Origin of the sequence: Demequina sp. NBRC 110051, from assembly GCF_002090055.1 — a bacterium.
In the GTDB taxonomy this organism is placed as follows: Bacteria; Actinomycetota; Actinomycetes; order Actinomycetales; family Demequinaceae; genus Demequina.
The window spans coordinates 59613-76107 of record NZ_BBRH01000006.1; the positions used below are offsets into that span (position 1 = coordinate 59613).

6 protein-coding genes and 1 tRNA gene are annotated in these 16495 nt (G+C 67.0%); 5 read left to right on the forward strand and 2 right to left on the reverse strand.

What is annotated here, in order from left to right; translation table 11 throughout:
• Positions 1 to 196 precede the first annotated feature (196 nt).
• On the forward strand, positions 197 to 11776 hold the full coding sequence (locus B7K20_RS00275) for a PA14 domain-containing protein (RefSeq protein WP_159449261.1): 11580 nt from the start codon (positions 197 to 199) through the stop codon (positions 11774 to 11776).
• Positions 11777 to 11781: 5 nt separating this feature from the next.
• Here the strand turns inward: B7K20_RS00275 and B7K20_RS00280 are convergent, their stop codons facing one another.
• Positions 11782 to 12378, reverse strand: coding sequence for a GDSL-type esterase/lipase family protein (locus B7K20_RS00280; protein WP_159449262.1), 597 nt, complete (start codon positions 12376 to 12378; stop codon positions 11782 to 11784).
• A 145-nt stretch (positions 12379 to 12523) separates the two neighbouring features.
• On the opposite strand from B7K20_RS00280, the gene tmk reads away from it, so the two are divergent.
• The 4 genes from tmk to B7K20_RS00300 all read left to right on the forward strand — a co-directional run bounded on the left by tmk (position 12524) and on the right by B7K20_RS00300 (position 16034).
• Positions 12524 to 13183, forward strand: a complete 660-nt coding sequence (tmk, locus tag B7K20_RS00285; protein ID WP_084099516.1) for a dTMP kinase — start codon at positions 12524 to 12526, stop codon at positions 13181 to 13183.
• Entirely contained in the window at positions 13180 to 14322 is a 1143-nt protein-coding gene (locus B7K20_RS00290; protein WP_084099517.1) for a DNA polymerase III subunit delta', read from the forward strand. Before tmk ends, B7K20_RS00290 begins: the two co-directional genes overlap by 4 nt.
• 43 nt (positions 14323 to 14365) lie before the next feature.
• Positions 14366 to 15916 (forward strand): alpha/beta hydrolase, encoded by a 1551-nt coding sequence (locus tag B7K20_RS00295; protein WP_084099518.1) that lies wholly within the window; start codon positions 14366 to 14368, stop codon positions 15914 to 15916.
• Between the two features lie 42 nt (positions 15917 to 15958).
• Positions 15959 to 16034: transfer RNA gene (locus tag B7K20_RS00300), tRNA-Thr, on the forward strand.
• A 201-nt stretch (positions 16035 to 16235) separates the two neighbouring features.
• On the opposite strand, the gene B7K20_RS00305 is transcribed toward B7K20_RS00300, so the two are convergent.
• A complete protein-coding gene (locus B7K20_RS00305) occupies positions 16236 to 16463 on the reverse strand; it encodes an RNA-binding S4 domain-containing protein (protein WP_200808992.1) in 228 nt (75 codons plus the stop codon).
• Positions 16464 to 16495: the final 32 nt, after the last annotated feature.

The window sequence follows — 16495 nt, forward strand, 5'->3', positions numbered from 1 at the left end:
GTTCTCCTGCTCGGGTTGTTGAACCTCAACAGAGCAGTTACTGTGACGAACATCACAGCGACACGTGACGTATGTCACGCCTGGTTGTGTGGTTGATGTGGTAGCCGGTCTCGCCGTTGAGATCCGGACGATTCACTACTGAGGGGCTAGTGGAATGTCGAAGAGCACGCCTGTTCACGCCGGAACCCACCGTTCGATGTCGCATCACGCGTGGTGGAACGCCGCGGCGATCACCGCGCTGGCGTTGCTTGTGACGGGAGTCACAGCTCCCGCCGCCTCGGCGCATGACTTCACGTATGACCCGGATGTGAGCACGTGGCCTTCCTCGTACTCGCCTCTTCCGCTCGACGAGCTCGTCGCGACCAATGACGTCTCGCTCACGTTTGACGGCACGGAAGAGGGGCTGCACGCGGGGGTCGGCGCGCTGGGCGGTGACATTGGCTTCACGATGGTGCAGCCCTCGACCTCAGAGCAGACCACCGGCACCGGTGGTGCGGACCCAGGTGGCCTCTATCAGGGCTACTACCTCCCTCAATTCGTGAGCCTCGCTGGCGGGAGCCTCGTCATCGATGCGACGAAGGGAATCCAGTACATCACCCAAGGACCCTCCGGTACCGATCGCTTCCGCAACACCCAGGACAACGCCTTCGGTGTCCCGCTGGCCTCGGCAGGGGCGAAGGTTCAGTTGACGACGACGGTGTCGGTGCCCAGCAACGCGACCAACTCCGCACAGGGTGGTCTCTGGTTCGGTCCGGATGACGACAACTACGTCAAGCTCGTGGTGCTCACCTCCGGCACGAGCCGTCAGGTCCAGTTGGCGCGTGAGATCGGCGGGGCGATGGACACGTCGGCTCCCACCGACGACCAGGTGACGTCGGCGAATGTGCCGATCACCGATGCGACACCGGTCACCTTGACCCTGACCCTCGATGCCGTGACGGGCACGGCGAGCGCAAGTTACGCGATCGGTGCGGCCGCTACCGTCGAGCTGGGCGAGGTGGGGCTTCCCGCGAGCTTCGCGGACGGCAGCCTCCTTCCCGAGGCGACGTCAGACCCGGCGACGACGGCCTTCGGCGGAGTCTTCGCCACCCGTCGCAACATGGACTCGCTCACCACGCCGGTCCCGTTTGGGTTCGCTGACTTCTCCGTCGTGGAGCTCGACACCGTGCCGCCGGAGGCTCCCGAGGGCCTCTCGGTCGATGCCGAGCCCGACTCGACTGCTTTGACCTGGACTCCATCCGTTGACGACGACGTCGAGGGCTACCGCGTGTACCGCGCGGCAGCCTCTCCGGTCGATGCGGTGGCGGCGAACCTTCTCAGCGGCGATGAGTTGGTGGCGGGGACGACATTCACCGACACGCGCGTGTTTGTCGGGCAGGAGTGGGTCTACGCCGTCCACGCTGTCGACGAAGCCGGGAACGAGTCGCTGACGGGGATACTGACGCCGACGGTCGAAACCCCGGCACCCGACGGTGACCTGGTGGGCAAGTACGACTTCACGACCGAAGCCGGTGCGCTCGCGGACGGCTACACCCGCGACAACGGAGCCCCCTACAGTGTCGCTGCCGGATTCGGCTGGATCACCGCCGACGACGGGACGCCCTTCAACTTCGGTCCGAACACTCGCGTCAGGAGCAACACCAACGGCATCACCGACGGGCGCCTGACCTCGATCATTCACATGCAGTACGGCCAGTCGACCACGGGGCCCCTGGACCCTCTACCCACCAACGGAGTGAACTCCGAGCAGGGCGTATGGGAGCTTGACGTCCCGAATGGCACATACGCCGTCGTGGTCGCCGCGGGTGACACGAGCGACGGCAACTTCGATAGCAGCCACACGGTGGTCGTCGAGGGCGAGACCGCTATCGACGGGTTCAACGGAGCCGCGCCGCTGTACTTCGAGCAGGGTGTGGTCGAGGTCGACGTCACCGACGGCAAGCTCACCGTCGCCCCGACCGGCGGTGTCAACACCAAGCTGTCGTTCGTCGAGATCTACGAGGTCGAGGCGGCACCGCTCGTGGCACCTGCCGACTTCACGGCGACGCTTGGCGCCGACGAGGCGTCGGTCGACCTGACCTGGACCGCCGTCGACGGCGCCGAGGGGTACCAGGTGTTCCGTAGCGAGACCACTCCCGTGGCCCTCGACTCTCCACTGAACGGCGAGGCTGTCACTGGGACCACGTACACCGACTCGACCGTCGAGCCCGGCGTGACGTACTACTACACGGTGGTGGCCGAGTCGACGACGGCACCGACCTCGGGGGCCGCGCCGGAGCAGTCGGTGGAGATTCCCGCCGAGGCGGTAGCCCCGGCGGCACCCGAAAACGTGACGGCAACGGCCGATGCCGACAGCATCCTGGTCGAGTGGGATGCGGTGGCCGATGCCGAGGGTTACCAGGTCTTCCGTGGCACCTCGAGCGAGGTGTCGACGGACGTGACGCCGCTGTCTGGCGAGAGCGCGATCATCGAGCTCGAGTTCGACGACACCACCGCGGTGCCTGGCACCGAGTACTTCTACGTCGTGATCGCGGTCGGCGAGGACGACCTCACGTCAGTCCCGTCCGCGGCGGCGAACGCGACGGTCGACGTGAATGTCGAGCCTGGCGAGTGCCTCGCCGGGGAGTGGACCGTGCAGTACTTTGCCGGCACGGCGCTCGAGGGCGAAGTGATCGGGTCGGAGTGCTTGACCGAAATCGATCGAGCCCTCGAGCGTGGTGAGATGCCGATGGATGGCGTGCGCTCGTATGACTACTCGGCGCGGTTCGAGCGCACGGTCGACATCGCCGAAGCAGGGTCGTACGTCTTCTCACTCGCTCACGATGACGGCGCGCGACTGCTCGTCGACGGTGAGGTGGTTTACGACCAGTTCGTGAAGTCCAACGGTGACGTGACCCGGTTCGTCCCAGTGGCGCTCGACGCTGGTGAACATGAGCTCGTCATCGAGTACTTCCAACAATGGGCGCAGGCGAAGCTGACCGTGGGCTGGGCCGTGGACGTGGCGACGGAGTGCACAGCGGACGAATGGACTGTTGAGTATTTTGCGGGAACAGCGCTAGAAGGCGATGCGATCGCCTCAGAGTGTGTGACCGACATTGACCGGTCGTTCGAGCGCGGTGAGATGCCGATGGATGGCGTGCGCTCGTATGACTACTCGGCGCGGTTCGAGCGGACCGTCGATATTGCCGAGGCAGGACCTTACGTCTTTTCGATCGTGCACGACGACGGCGCTCGGATCTTGGTCGATGGCGAGGCGGTCTATGACCAGTTCACCGTGTCGAGCGGTGATCGCGGAGCCCAGGCGGTAGTCGATCTCGACGCGGGCGAGCACGTCGTCGAAGTTGAATACTCGCAGAAGTGGGCGAGTGCGAAGCTCGTGGTCGGGTGGGAGCCCGCTCCTCGCGGTACGTGCACGTCTGCCGAGTGGTCAGTGACGTATTTCGCGGGAATCTCTCTCGAGGGTGAGCCAGTAGCGTCCGAGTGCGCCACCGAGATCGACCGAAGCCTCGCAAAGGGACAGTCCCCGATTCCGGGAGTCGCCGCGTACAACTACTCAGCACGTTTCGAGCGCGAGTTGATCGTGGATGACGCTGGGACCTACGTCTTTTCTCTGATGCACGACGACGGCGCCCGACTCCTCGTCGATGGTGAAGTGGTGTTCGACGCTTTCGTGAAGTCCAGCGGAGATGTGACAAAGCGCGTTGCCGTTCCGCTCGCGGAGGGCGTCCACACGTTGATGGTGGAGTATTTCCAGGAGTACAACACGGCGAAACTGGTCGTCGACTGGGACGTCCTGTCGACGGGTGTGTGCTCGGCAGCGGAGTGGACGGGCTCGTACTTCCTGGGCGCGGAACTGCAGGGCCTGCCGATCGCCTCGGAGTGCTTGGACGACCTTGACCGAAGCCTTCCCGCAGGGACTTCTCCCCTCGCTGGCGTCCCTGCGACCTACTATTCGGCACGCTTTGAGCGCGAGCTCGATGCCGAGTTGGCTGGGACTTACACGTTCTCCGTGCTCCACGACGACGGGGCGCGACTGCTCGTCGACGGGGCCGTGGTTTACGAGTCTGACCAGTGGACCCGTGGTCTCAGCACGAGCGTGGACGTCGTGTTGGACGCCGGGCTGCACGACATCGTCGTTGAGTATGTGCAGCGCGGCAGCGCAGCAGCCATCGCCGTGGACTGGGAGAGCCCCGACGGCACAGACACCACGGCTCCGTTTGCGCCCACCGTGATCAACATCGCCAACGCTGCTGACGGACTCACCGTGCAGTGGCTCGCCTCAACCTCGGACGACGTCGCCGGATACAACGTGTACCGCGGTGTGGCGCCGGGCGTCACGCCTGAGACGGGTGTGCTGCTGACGGCGACTCCGGTGATCGGCACTAGTTTCAAGGACACCAGTGCCCTGCTGAACACCGCGTACTTCTACATCGCCACCGCCGTTGACGCCGCGGGCAACGAGTCGGTCGCCTCCAATGAGGCCCCCGGCATCATCGTGGGTGACGAGGAGCCGCCCGCGGCGCCCGCGAACCTCGCGGCCACGGTCGACGATGCCGAGGTCACCCTGACCTGGGACGCGGTATCGGCGGGCAACCTCGCCGGGTATCGGGTCTACCGGTCGCTTGAGACCGGCGCGCACACCGGTAACGTGGTCGTGTCGGGCTCCGAACTCGTGACCGAGTCCACGTACACCGACACCATGGTCGACAACAACACCACGTACTTCTACCAGGTTGTCGCCGTCGACTCGTCGGACAACGCCTCAGATCCCTCCAACGAGGTCTACGCGACACCGCGCGTGCCCAACACCACCGACATCAGCGTGGACTTCCTCGCCACCGGAGGCGTGCCGCAGGCAGGCTACGTGGCCGACTGGGGTCAGGCCTACGGCGAGCGCACGGGGTCCACCCAGGGCGAGGGCCTCACCTACGGGTGGGTCGACGCCGATGGCCACGAGCTGTCCCTCGCGGGTAACGGCCGTGACCGTGCCCGCGCGGGTATCGACTCGAACCTCAACACGATCATTCACATGCAGTACGGCGACGTGGACGGCGGCAACGGCACCAACGGCGTCCACACGCCCGGCACTTGGGAGATCGAGGTTCCCGACGGCCTCTACGAGGTGACCGTCGCCGTGGGCGACCAGATGGGTGCCACCGAGTATGACTCCCTCCACGTGATCAACGTCGAGGGGTCGGTCGCCATCGAAGGGTTCCAGGGTTCGGCGGCCGACGAGTTCGAGACCGTGACCACGGAGGTGGGCGTCTACGACGGCCGCCTCACCATCGACGCCCGGGGTGGGTTCAACACCAAAATGGCCTACGTCGAGATCGTGGGCCTCGAGGTGGATCGCCCCCACATCGATGTCGTGAACCCGCTCAACCGCTCCACCGACGCCGACGTCACCGGAGGTGTCGCAGCCACCTTCGCTCGCGTTCACGCGGGCGGCGGCGTGGACGACACGACCATGCCGGGCAACGTCAAGGTCTTCAACGTGGCCACGGGCGCGGAGGTGCCCGGTTCCGTGAACACCTCGGGCGGCAACGACACCATCAACTTCGACCCGGACGGTGAGTTCGCGCCGAACACGACGTACCGCTTTACCGTGAGCGCCGAGGTCAAGGACCTCTTCGGGCTCCCGTTCGTGCCGTTTACGTCGATCTTTACGACCGGCGACGGCGTGATCGTGGGCGGTGAGGAGTTCACGCCGCTGACGAACGTGGCCTTCGAGAAGGTGCAGATCAACCTCCCGAACGTCAACAAGTACTGGGCCTCCTTCACCTTCGGCCCGGACGAGCGCCTGTACGGCACCACCATCGGACAGGGTCTGTTCCGCTTCGATGTGAATGAGGAGACGGGTGCCCTGTCGAACATGACCGACCTGGGCTACCAGGGGTACGCGATGATCGGCCTGCTCTTCGACGAGTCCAGCACCGCGGGCGACCTCCGGGTGTGGGTGACAAAGACGTCCGCCAACGTGGGCAACGAACAGAACCAGTTCATCAGTGGCATCAGCATGCTCAGTGGCCCCAACCTCGAGAACGAGAAGAAGATCTTCACAGGTCTGCCTCGATCCCAGTCTGACCACCTCACCAACTCCATGGTCTATGGCCCCGGCGGCGACATTTACGTCCTCCAGGGCTCGAACCAGGCTGCGGGTGACCTCGACAACTCATGGGGTCAGCGAGGCGAGCAGCTGCTCACCGCCGCACTGCTCCACTTCGACACGGACCACCCGCGAGTGCAGGCCGCGGTGGCCGATGCCGAGGGTGACAACCCGCTGCTGGTTCAGACGGCTCCGTCGGGCAACTCGGGCGAGGACTCTCGCAACGGCTACAACCCCGCGAGCCCCTACAACCCGTGGGCAGAGGACGCCGCGCTGCAGATCTACGCGACCGGCATCCGCAACGCGTACGACCTCACGTATCACTCGAACGGTCACATCTACGTGTCCACCAATGGCACCGCCGGTGGAGGTAACAGCCCCGGTGTGAACTACAACGCAGCTACCAACACGTGGACGCGTGTCGCCGCATCGGGTATCCCCGGCTATAGCTCGGTGAACGGCCAGGACGTCACCGCCGCGTGCCTCGCACGCGAGGAGCGCGACCCCAGTTACACGCCGCGCTCGGTGCCGGCGATCTCTAACCACCCGACCCAGCGCGACCACCTGTATGACGTGGTCGAGGGCGGCTACTACGGCCACCCGAACCCCACGCGTTGTGAGTTTGTGCTGCACGAGGGTAACGACCCGGCCAACCCGCCCCAGTGGGCGGGACAGGGCGGCTCGAAGTACCCCTCGGGCACGCTTCCCGAGTCGCACTACAAGGGCGTCGCCTACGACTTCGAGTACAACAAGAGCCCCAACGGCACCCTCGAGTACCAGAGCAAGACGTTCGGCGGTCAGCTCGAGAACCGCATCATCGTGGTGCGCTTCTCGAACAACAACGACCTCATCTTCCTGCAGGCCGACCCCGTCACCGGCAAGATCCTGGGTGCACAGACCGAGGTCGGCATCACCGGCGTCCCGAACAGCACCATCGGCGGCGTGGGTGGCTTCAACGACCCGCTCGAGGTGGTGGAGGACACCCGCAACGGCAACCTCTACGTGAACCAGTACGACCGTGCGGGAAGCTCGCAGGCGCTGTTCCTCCTACGGGTCCCCGCTAGCCAGCGGGCTGCAAAGGTCACCTCCAACAAGGATGAGCTGGTGTTCTCGGCCGTCACGAGTAACGGGGACCTGGTCGACTCGACGGCCGCGCACCGCACGGATGTCGAAAGCATCACCCTGACGAATGAGTCCACCGAGAACCAAAGCCTCGCGGCGGCCATCTCCGGCGCCAACGCCGGCGAGTTCTCGATCCAGGGGACCGTTCCGTCGACCCTCGCACCCGGAGCATCGGCCACCTTCTCGGTGCGCTTCACTCCCGGCACCACGGGAGGAGAGCGGTCCGCGCAGTTGGTGGTGACGGGCGGAGAGTCGACCGCGACGGTGCCGCTGTACGGCCTCGCCATGGTCGGCATCCAGGGCGGATACGAGCCCACGCTCGACCAGGTCCTCGGCACGCTCGGCTACGAGGTCAACGTGGGCTGGACCAACCTGGCAGGCGGGATGAGCCCGCTCGCCAAGGGTGACGAGGTGCTTGAGCCTCTCTTCACGAAGTCCGGCACTGGCCCCGTCACCTGGAAGCCGCTGGCGCAGTACGCACCTGCGGACACCGTCGGCTTCGGCTGGTACACGGGAGACGGCAGCGCCGCTGACCGTGTGGCGCTCGGCGAGATGGACGGTACCAAGTCAGGCGGTTACCAGTCGCTCCTGCCCCCCGCCACAGCCGGATCGACGCTGTCCTTCAACCCCAGCACTGACGAGTTCGGCTTCTACTACTACTCGCCGTACTTCACCCGTTACGGCTTCACGGAGGACCGGCTCAACACCCCGGCCGGTAGCGCACACCGCGCACGCATCTACCCGGCGGAGAACCGCAACGGAGTGCGCATCGCCAACACCTACATCCTGGCCTTCGAGGACGCCGACAACGGCGACTACCAGGACTACGTGTTCCTCGTCTCTGGCATCAAGCCCGTGACGGACACCGGCTCGGGTGGCGACGCCATCAAGGTCGACTTCACCACCGCATCGGGCGATCTCGCGGCCGGCTACATCCGTGACTATGGCCAGGCGTATGGCCCTCGTATGGGCGGCGACCAGGGCAGTGGTCTGGTGTACGGCTGGAAGGACCTCGACACGGAGGTCGACCTCGACATCTCCGTCGGAGGAACCACGCCGGGCAACGGCCGCGACCGCGGCACCAGCCAGCCCGACATGCGCCTCGACAGCATCATGCACATGCAACCGGAGTCGATCCCGGCCACCTTCAACGGGACCAAGATCGATGCCTACTGGGAGATCGAACTGCCCAATGGCGAGTACGAGGTCACGGTGGGCGCGGGTGACCCCGCGGTCAACAGCGACCCCGAGGTCCACGTGATCAATGCCGAAGGTGTCAACGTCATCGCCCCGTTCAGCCCCACGGGCGCTGCGGGTACGAATACGCACCACCAGATCTCAACGCGAACCATCGAGGTCACCGATGAGCACCTCACCATCGACCCGATCGGGGGCACCAACACCAAGATCGGTTTCATCGACATCGTGCCGCTCACGGTGACGGACCCCGGCGGAGACGACCCGTCGGATGGGGCTCAGGTCAAGGTCAACTTCCAGCCCGCATCGGCCCCTGTCCCCGACGGATGGACCGCGGAGACGGGCGGGGCCTTCAGCTCTGAGCGAGGCTTTGGCTGGGTCAACGCCGCGAACGACCAGCCGGTGGACCGCACGGTCGCCACGCGTTACCGCACGGGAGCCCTGAGCGGAATCGCCTACCCCAGCGATGAGCGCCTCAAGACCTACTCGTTCCTCGACAACGTCACGCAGCCGGCCTACACGGACGGCTACTGGGAGTACGAGGTGCCTAACGGCACGTATGAGATCGCGGTGTCCGTCGGTGACGCGAACTACCTCGATTCCACGCACCGTGTCTACGTCGAGGGCCAGCCCATCATCAACGGATTCGTACCCACGACGACCACCCCGTTCCAAACCGGTGTGCGCACGGTGGAGGTCACCGACGGTCGCCTGACCGTCTCCACCGACTACACCGACGTGGTGGACAACGCGACCGAGGGCAACACCAAGATCAACTGGGTATCCATCAAGGGTGATGCCCTTGAGCCCAGCGAGCCCACCACGACCGCGCAGGTCACGTTCCGCCCGTCGACGGCCACCGTCCCCGCCGGATGGTCGGCGGACACCGGTGCGGCGTACAACGACACCACGGGCTACGGCTGGCTCGTCGACGGCGCGCCATTCGACCGCTCGTCCATGACGCGCCTGCGCGCCACTCCCACAGGCAACCCGCTGCAGCAGGGCCTGATCCTTATGCAGAACGTGACGACTACGGGTTCGACGATCACCGACGGCACCGTGGGCACCTGGGAGTACGCCCTCGCCAACGGCACCTACACCGTCACCGCATCCGTGGGTGACGGCGAGTACACCGACTCGGTCCATGGCCTCGCGGCCGAGGGCGAGCCGCTCATCGAGGGCTTCACGCCCACGACGGGGACGCCGTTCGCGAGCGGCAGCGCCGAGGTGCTCGTCAGCGACGGCAAGCTCACGCTGACCCCGACCGGTATCAACACCAAGGTCAACTGGGTCACTATCGCCGGAACTGCGCTGAGCGCGCCGAGCCTGAGTATCTCTGGCAACGGTGCGGCCATCGCTGACGCCTACGACGGCGGCGTGGTCGAGGTCGAGGCCCAGGCGCTCGCGGCAACCGGTGCGACGATCGCGTCGTTCACGTACTCGATCGACGGCACCACTCCCGTCGACTACACCGAGCCCTTCACGCTCGACGAGCCGGGGGAGTACGAGGTGGTGTTCGAGGTGACCGACTCCGAGGACCGCGTTTCGACCCGCACGATCACCTTCACCGTGCTTGACATCGGCGGCATGCTCGAGCTCACCAACACGCAGATTCCTCACCAGCCCAACGGCGAGCCGATCCCCGGGCTCTACGACGATGTACTCACCATGCACCGCATGAACAGCGGCACCACGTCGACCGGCGAGACGCCCACACTTTTGTACCGGACCTACGACAGCGCGACCGTCGAGGTCGAGAACACGGGCGCCAAGGACCTGCGCATTACCGCGCTCACGTTGGGCGGTGGCCAGGCGGGCCAGTTCCAGTTGGTTGACGCGCCCACGCTGCCGCTCATCCTCGAGCCCGGCGAGTCTCAGGACCTCACCGTCCAATTCATCGGTTCGGGCGGCGCCAAGGGCATCCGGTCCGCCACTCTCACAGTGGCGTCGAGCTCCGTGGGTGCGGCGCAGACCCCCATCGAGCTTCGCGCCGGATACATGGCGCAGCCCGAGGGCGGCAGTGAACTGAGCCTCGGCCAGATCGTCGACCTCTTCAAGAGCGACACCTTCGTCGGTGCCGAGGACCTGGGACTGGGCAACGGTTCGGAGAACCACGGCTCCCCGCTCAACGGCGAAGAGGTGCGCTCCACGCTATGGAAGCGGCTCGACTCGTCTAAGCCCGTACAGGCGGTGCAGCTCGCCTCATTCCACGGCCAGGGCGGCACCGAGACCTTGCGCATCGGTAGCAGCTCCGTGTCGATGACGGGGCTCGACGCCCAGTCGCTGTTCCCCAAGACCGGCGCCGGCAACCCCGTCACGCTCACCATCAACAACCCCGCTGCCACGTTCGATATGGCTGTGGCCGGGCAGTCCACCAACCGCACGGACTACATGGCGGTCAAGACCTGGCCGTTCAAGGACGTCGACGGTGACGTGGTGCCTGGGTCCTGGTGGGTGGGTCACGACTACGTGGGCTCGGTCAGCCAGTGTGGGGTGGGCCCGACTAACTGTGACTTCCAGGACAACGTCTACCTCGTCACCAACGTGCTGCCCGTCACCCCAGACGCGACGGCTCCCGCGGCTCCCGCGGCGCCCACGGGCGAGGCGGACAGCAGCGGCGTGGACCTCACCTGGGCTCCGTCGACCGATGCCGACCTCATGGGCTACCGCGTCGAGCGCTCCGCATTCGTGTCCGGGCCCTGGACCGCGGCCAGCGGCACGGCCATCGTCACGGGCAACTCGTTCCGCGACACCGGGGCGCCCAGTGCCGCGGCCACCTTCTACCGGATCGTCGCCCTCGACGCGACGGGCAATGCCACTCCGGGAGCCGCGACGGCTATCGACACCTCAGCCGTCGACGAGCCGGCGATCCGCATCAATGCGGGCGGTCCGACGGTGACGACGGGCGGCAACACGTGGGTCGCTGACACCCCGTACGTCACGGGTGTGAATACCAAGACATACACCAACGGCGCGGTGACCCAGATCGCCAACACCACCGACGACGTGCTCTACCTCACGGAGCGCAGCACCACTGCGTCCCCGGGAACCATCAACTACGCCATTCCCGTTGCGGGGTCCGGTGGCTACAGCGTCACCATGCACTTCGCAGAGATCTACCACGGCGCCACCGGCGGCGGCACGGGCGGCACTGGCAAGCGGGTGTTCTCAGTGAACTTTGAGGGCGGCACCACGGAGATCGTGAACCTGGACCTCAACGCCCAGGTCGCCCCGATGACCGCCTACACGACCACCAACACGGTTTCCGTCGTGGATGGCACGCTGAACATCTCGCTTGTCTCGACGGTGGACCAGCCCAAGGTGTCCGCGATCGAGATCGTGAAGAACTAGGAGACCTACTCCGCGCTGATGACGTTCGACGTCAGTTCCGCGACCGCGGCGTGCCCCGCCGCGGTCAAGGAGCCGTCGTCGGCCATGAGAGTGGGGTCCGTGAGCGGCTCGCTGACGTCGACGTAGATGGCGCCCACGGACGTCGCCGCCTCCGCGACGGCGTCATCCAGAACCGAGACGGCGTCGGACGGCCCCGTCGCCAGACCCGCCACCGCGTAGATGGTCGCGTCGGGGAACGTCTCGCGCGCCTCAAGGTACGTCGCGCGCACCGCCGCACGGATCTCGCCGGGCGTCGCGTCCAGGTCGGACACGCCGCCCGAGACCACCACCACATCGGGCTCGTCCGGCACCAGCGCGGGCAGCTGCTCGCGGAACGTCGCCATACACACGGTGCCGCGCTGCGTATAGCCCGAGTCCGAGCAGCCCGCATTAATCTCAGTCCACCCCTGTGACGCAGACACGGAGTCCACCCACGAGGGCGCATTCGTCGGGGCGACCAGCGCCGCGGCGTCGCCCACAAAGACCGCCGTCGGCGGCTCGGGCGCGCATGCCACGAGCGGCGATGCCATCATCGCCGCCACAAGAATCGCCACGCGTCTCATGTCACCCCTCAGTGACCAGTGTCTCCCCAGTCCTATCGGCAGCTCAAGGGGCTCGCCGCAGTTTTTCATCCGGCCGATGCCGTGGCCGGCTCCCGTTCTCCACTCCCCGTCCGCTCGTGTCAGCCCCCGCCGGTAGGTTGGTCGCATGAGCGGCTTCTTCGTGGTGTTTGAGGGCGGCGATGGCGTGGGCAAGACCACGCAGATCGACCGTCTCGCGACCCACCTGCGCGCCGCCGGTCGGGACATCACCGTGACGCGGGAGCCGGGCGGCACGGACCTGGGTGTGGAGCTGCGCCAGGCGATCATGCACGGCGGCCACGTCGCTCCGCGGGCGGAGGCGCTGCTGTATGCCGCCGACCGCGCCCACCACATTGCGACCAAGGTTCGCCCCGCGCTGGAGGCCGGCGGCGTGGTGATCCAGGACCGCTACATTGACTCGTCCGTGGTCTACCAGGGCGGAGCCCGCGGACTCGGAGACGAGGTCGAGCGCATCTCGCGCTGGGCCACCGAGGATCTGGTGCCTCACCTCACGGTGGTGCTCGACATGGAGCCGCACGCCGAGCGGCTCGACCGCGACCTGGACCGCGTGGAGCGAGAGACCGCCGAGCATCAGCACCTGATCCGCCAGGCGTTCCTTGATCGCGCCGCGCTCGAACCCGCGCGCTACGCGGTGATCGACGCCGCACGCAGCATCGACGAGGTGGCGGCGGACGTGACCGCCGCCGTTGCGGAATCCATGGCCGCCGCGGGGTTGCCGCCGGTGCCGGCGGAGCCCGTGGGGCTCGAGCCCTGGGGCACGCCATGACCGTCTGGGACCAGCTGGTGGGCCAGCAGGAGTCGGTCGTGCCGCTGCGGGCGGCCGCCGAGCGGCCCGAGGCGATGACGCACGCGTGGCTCGTCACCGGCCCCCCTGGTTCCGGCCGTTCGGTCGCGGCGAGGGCCTTCGCCGCCGCACTCCAGTGCGTCGACGGCGGCTGCGGTGAGTGCCGCGCCTGCACCACGGCACTTTCCGGCGTCCATGCCGACGTCACGGTGCTGGCCACGGAGAAGGTGGTCATCGGCATCGACGAGGTGCGCGACCTGGTGGCGACGGCGCAGTCGCGCCCGTCCGAGGGGCGCTGGCGCATCATCATCGTCGAGGACGCCGACCGCATGGCCGAGCGCACCACCAATCTCTTGCTGAAGTCCATCGAGGAGCCGCCCGCGCGCACCGTCTGGGTGCTGTGCGCGCCGAGCGCCCAGGACGTGATGGTGACCATCCGCTCGCGCTCGCGGCACGTGGGCCTACGCGTGCCGGACCCCGAGGACGTCGCGCGTCTGCTGGTCGAGCGCGACGGCGTCGAGCCCGGCCTCGCGCGGGAGTGCGCCTACGCGGCGCAGAGCCACATCGGCGTCGCTCGACGTCTGGCCCGTGACCCCGATGCCCGCGCGCGCCGCGAGCAGATCCTCGCCCTCGCGACGGAGATCAGGGGAGTGGGGGACGCCGTGCTCGCCGCCGCCGATCTTGTCGCCGTGGCCGAGGAAGACGCGAAGGCCGCCACCGAGGAGCGCGACGTCGCCGAGCGCAACGAGCTGCTGCGCACCCTGGGCGCCGACGACGGTGGCCGCCTCCCGCCCGCGCTGCGCAGCCAGGTCAAGCAGCTCGAGGAGGACCAGAAGCGCCGTGCCACCCGGCACAAGCGCGACGTCCTCGACCGCGCGCTGGTGGACCTCATGAGCTTGTACCGTGACGTCTCGGTCCTCCAGGTGGGTGCCGGGCAGGCGCTCGTCAACGAATCCCACCGCGGACACATTGAGCAGCTCGCGGGGCGCACGCAGTTGTCGGACACCCTGCGGTGCCTGGACGCCCTCGCCGAGGCCCGCAAGCGCCTCGCGGGAAACGTCTCGCCGGTCCTCGCGATGGAGGCGATGGCTCTCGCGCTGCGCCCCCGGGTCGCCGCCTGATCGGCGCCATCGGAGTCTTACCCGCGCCCCGTAGGCTGGCGCCATGACATCCCCGCTCCGCGTCGCGGCGCTCGCCGCGGCGAGCCTGCTGATCCTCACCGCCTGCATCCCCGACAAGACCCAGGTGAGCCCCACGGAACAGGAGACGAGCACGGGGGGTGCCACGGCATCGGCCGCCCCGAATGTCACGGATCTACCTGACGTGTACCGCCAGGGTGTCGACTGGAGCGCGTGCGGCGAAGTGGAATGCGCCACGCTGCAGGTGCCGCTGAGTTGGGACGAGCCGGATGGTGAGACCGTCAGCCTCGAGATCAACCGCCACCCGGCGCGCAGCCAGGGCGAGCGCATCGGTTCGCTGCTGATCAACCCCGGCGGGCCGGGCGGCTCGGGCCTGGACATGACCGAATACCTCGCGACGATCGCGGGCGACGACTTGCTGGACGCGTACGACATCGTGGGATTCGACCCGCGCGGCGTGGGCGAATCAACCCCCGTGCAGTGCGGCCCCGACGGCGTGATCGACGACTACTACATGGCCGATGTCGTGATCGAGAGCCAGGACGACGTGGACGCCGAGGTGGCGCGCACCGAGCAGTTCGCGGCCGGCTGCCTGGCGGAGACGGGCGACTTCCTTACCGAGGTCGACACGGTCAGCGCGGCGCGCGACATGGACGTGATTCGCACGGTGCTGGGCGACGATGAGCTGTATTACCTGGGCTTCTCCTACGGCACGCAGCTGGGGGCGACCTATGCGGAGGTGTTCCCCGAGAACGTGGGCCGCATGGTGCTCGACGGCGCGCTCGACGTGGAGATGGACGGCCAGGAGCTGACCCTGGGCCAGGCGGCGGGCTTTGAGAACTCGTACCGCAACTACCTCGAGTGGTGCATCGACCAGGGCAACTGCCCGCTGGGCGACACGGTCGACGAGGGGTTAGCTGAGACCACGGCGATGTTGGACCAGGCGCTCGAGGAGCCGCTCCAGACCCTCAGCACCTACCGGCTGAACCGCAACCTGCTGCTGTACGGCATCATCGTGACGCTGTACTCGGAGGACTCGTGGCCCTACCTCACGCAGGGCTTCCGGGAGATCGAAACCACGGGTACCGGCGCGATCATGTACCAGCTCGCGAATCTGTATTTTGACCGCGACGCCGCCTCGGACACGTACCTCACCAACTCGACGTGGGCGTTCACGGCCGTGAACTGTGCCGACAGCGCCGAGGAGGACCCGGTCACCTACGACGAGATCGCGGACTTCACGGTCGAGGCCGAGGAGGCGTCGCCGACGTTCGGCTGGTGGTTCGCCTCGGGCACCGGATGCGAGGGGTGGCCGGTCTCGGACGCGCAGATTGTGGACTCCCTGGACGAGGCAGCGGCCGGCGCCGCGGGCCGCATCGTGGTGGTCGGGACGACCAACGACCCCGCCACTCCGTATGCATGGGCCGAGGCCATGGCGACCCAACTCGACGCACCCTTGCTGACCTACGACGGCGAGGGTCACACGGCGTACGGGCGCTCCAACCAGTGCATCATCGACAACGTCGACGGCTTCCTGGTGGACGAGGTCTTGCCGGATTCGGGAACTCGCTGCTGACCCGCTATCATGGTGGACCGCACCTCCTCACGGGGGGTGCACGCCGCCTTAGCTCAGTCGGCAGAGCGATTCACTCGTAATGAATAGGTCAAGGGTTCGATTCCCTTAGGCGGCTCCATCGAGAAGGCCCCGGTCCATGCGGATCGGGGCCTTTTGCTTAGGTCCGTGGGGCGCTCTCCTCCGCTTCGTGCTCGTGCGTGCGCGCTGGGAGCCACCTGGTGCACGGTTGCGGCGAAAAGCGGGCACTGAATGGCTCGTAGGGAGCATGCGCGCTGAGAAGCGGGCACTAAGTGGCTCGCCGCGTGCAATCGGCGAGCGCCTACTCCGCGACGCGGGCCCGGCGCCCGCCGAACGCCACCACGTCGCCCACGGCGAGCTGGCGGCCGCGGCGCTCGTCGACCTCTCCGTTCACGGTGATGAGGCCCTCGCGGATGACCTCCTTGGCCTCGCCGCCGGAGTCCACCAGGCCCGCCATCTGCAGGAACTGGCCCAGGCGCAGCACGCCCTCGCCCTTGGAGACGTCGTCGATCGGTGCAGGTCTCGCCATGCCCGCATCGTATCCGTGGACGTGGCTCTTCC

What these genes read in the sequence shown, in the direction of transcription:
- B7K20_RS00275 (WP_159449261.1), top strand. Translation starts at nt 197, where the DNA reads ATGTCGCATCACGCGTGGTGGAACGCCGCGGCGATCACCGCGCTGGCG.
- B7K20_RS00305 (WP_200808992.1), bottom strand. Translation starts at nt 16,463, where the DNA reads ATGGCGAGACCTGCACCGATCGACGACGTCTCCAAGGGCGAGGGCGTG.
- B7K20_RS00280 (WP_159449262.1), bottom strand. Translation starts at nt 12,378, where the DNA reads ATGAGACGCGTGGCGATTCTTGTGGCGGCGATGATGGCATCGCCGCTC.
- B7K20_RS00290 (WP_084099517.1), top strand. Translation starts at nt 13,180, where the DNA reads ATGACCGTCTGGGACCAGCTGGTGGGCCAGCAGGAGTCGGTCGTGCCG.
- B7K20_RS00295 (WP_084099518.1), top strand. Translation starts at nt 14,366, where the DNA reads ATGACATCCCCGCTCCGCGTCGCGGCGCTCGCCGCGGCGAGCCTGCTG.
- tmk (WP_084099516.1), top strand. Translation starts at nt 12,524, where the DNA reads ATGAGCGGCTTCTTCGTGGTGTTTGAGGGCGGCGATGGCGTGGGCAAG.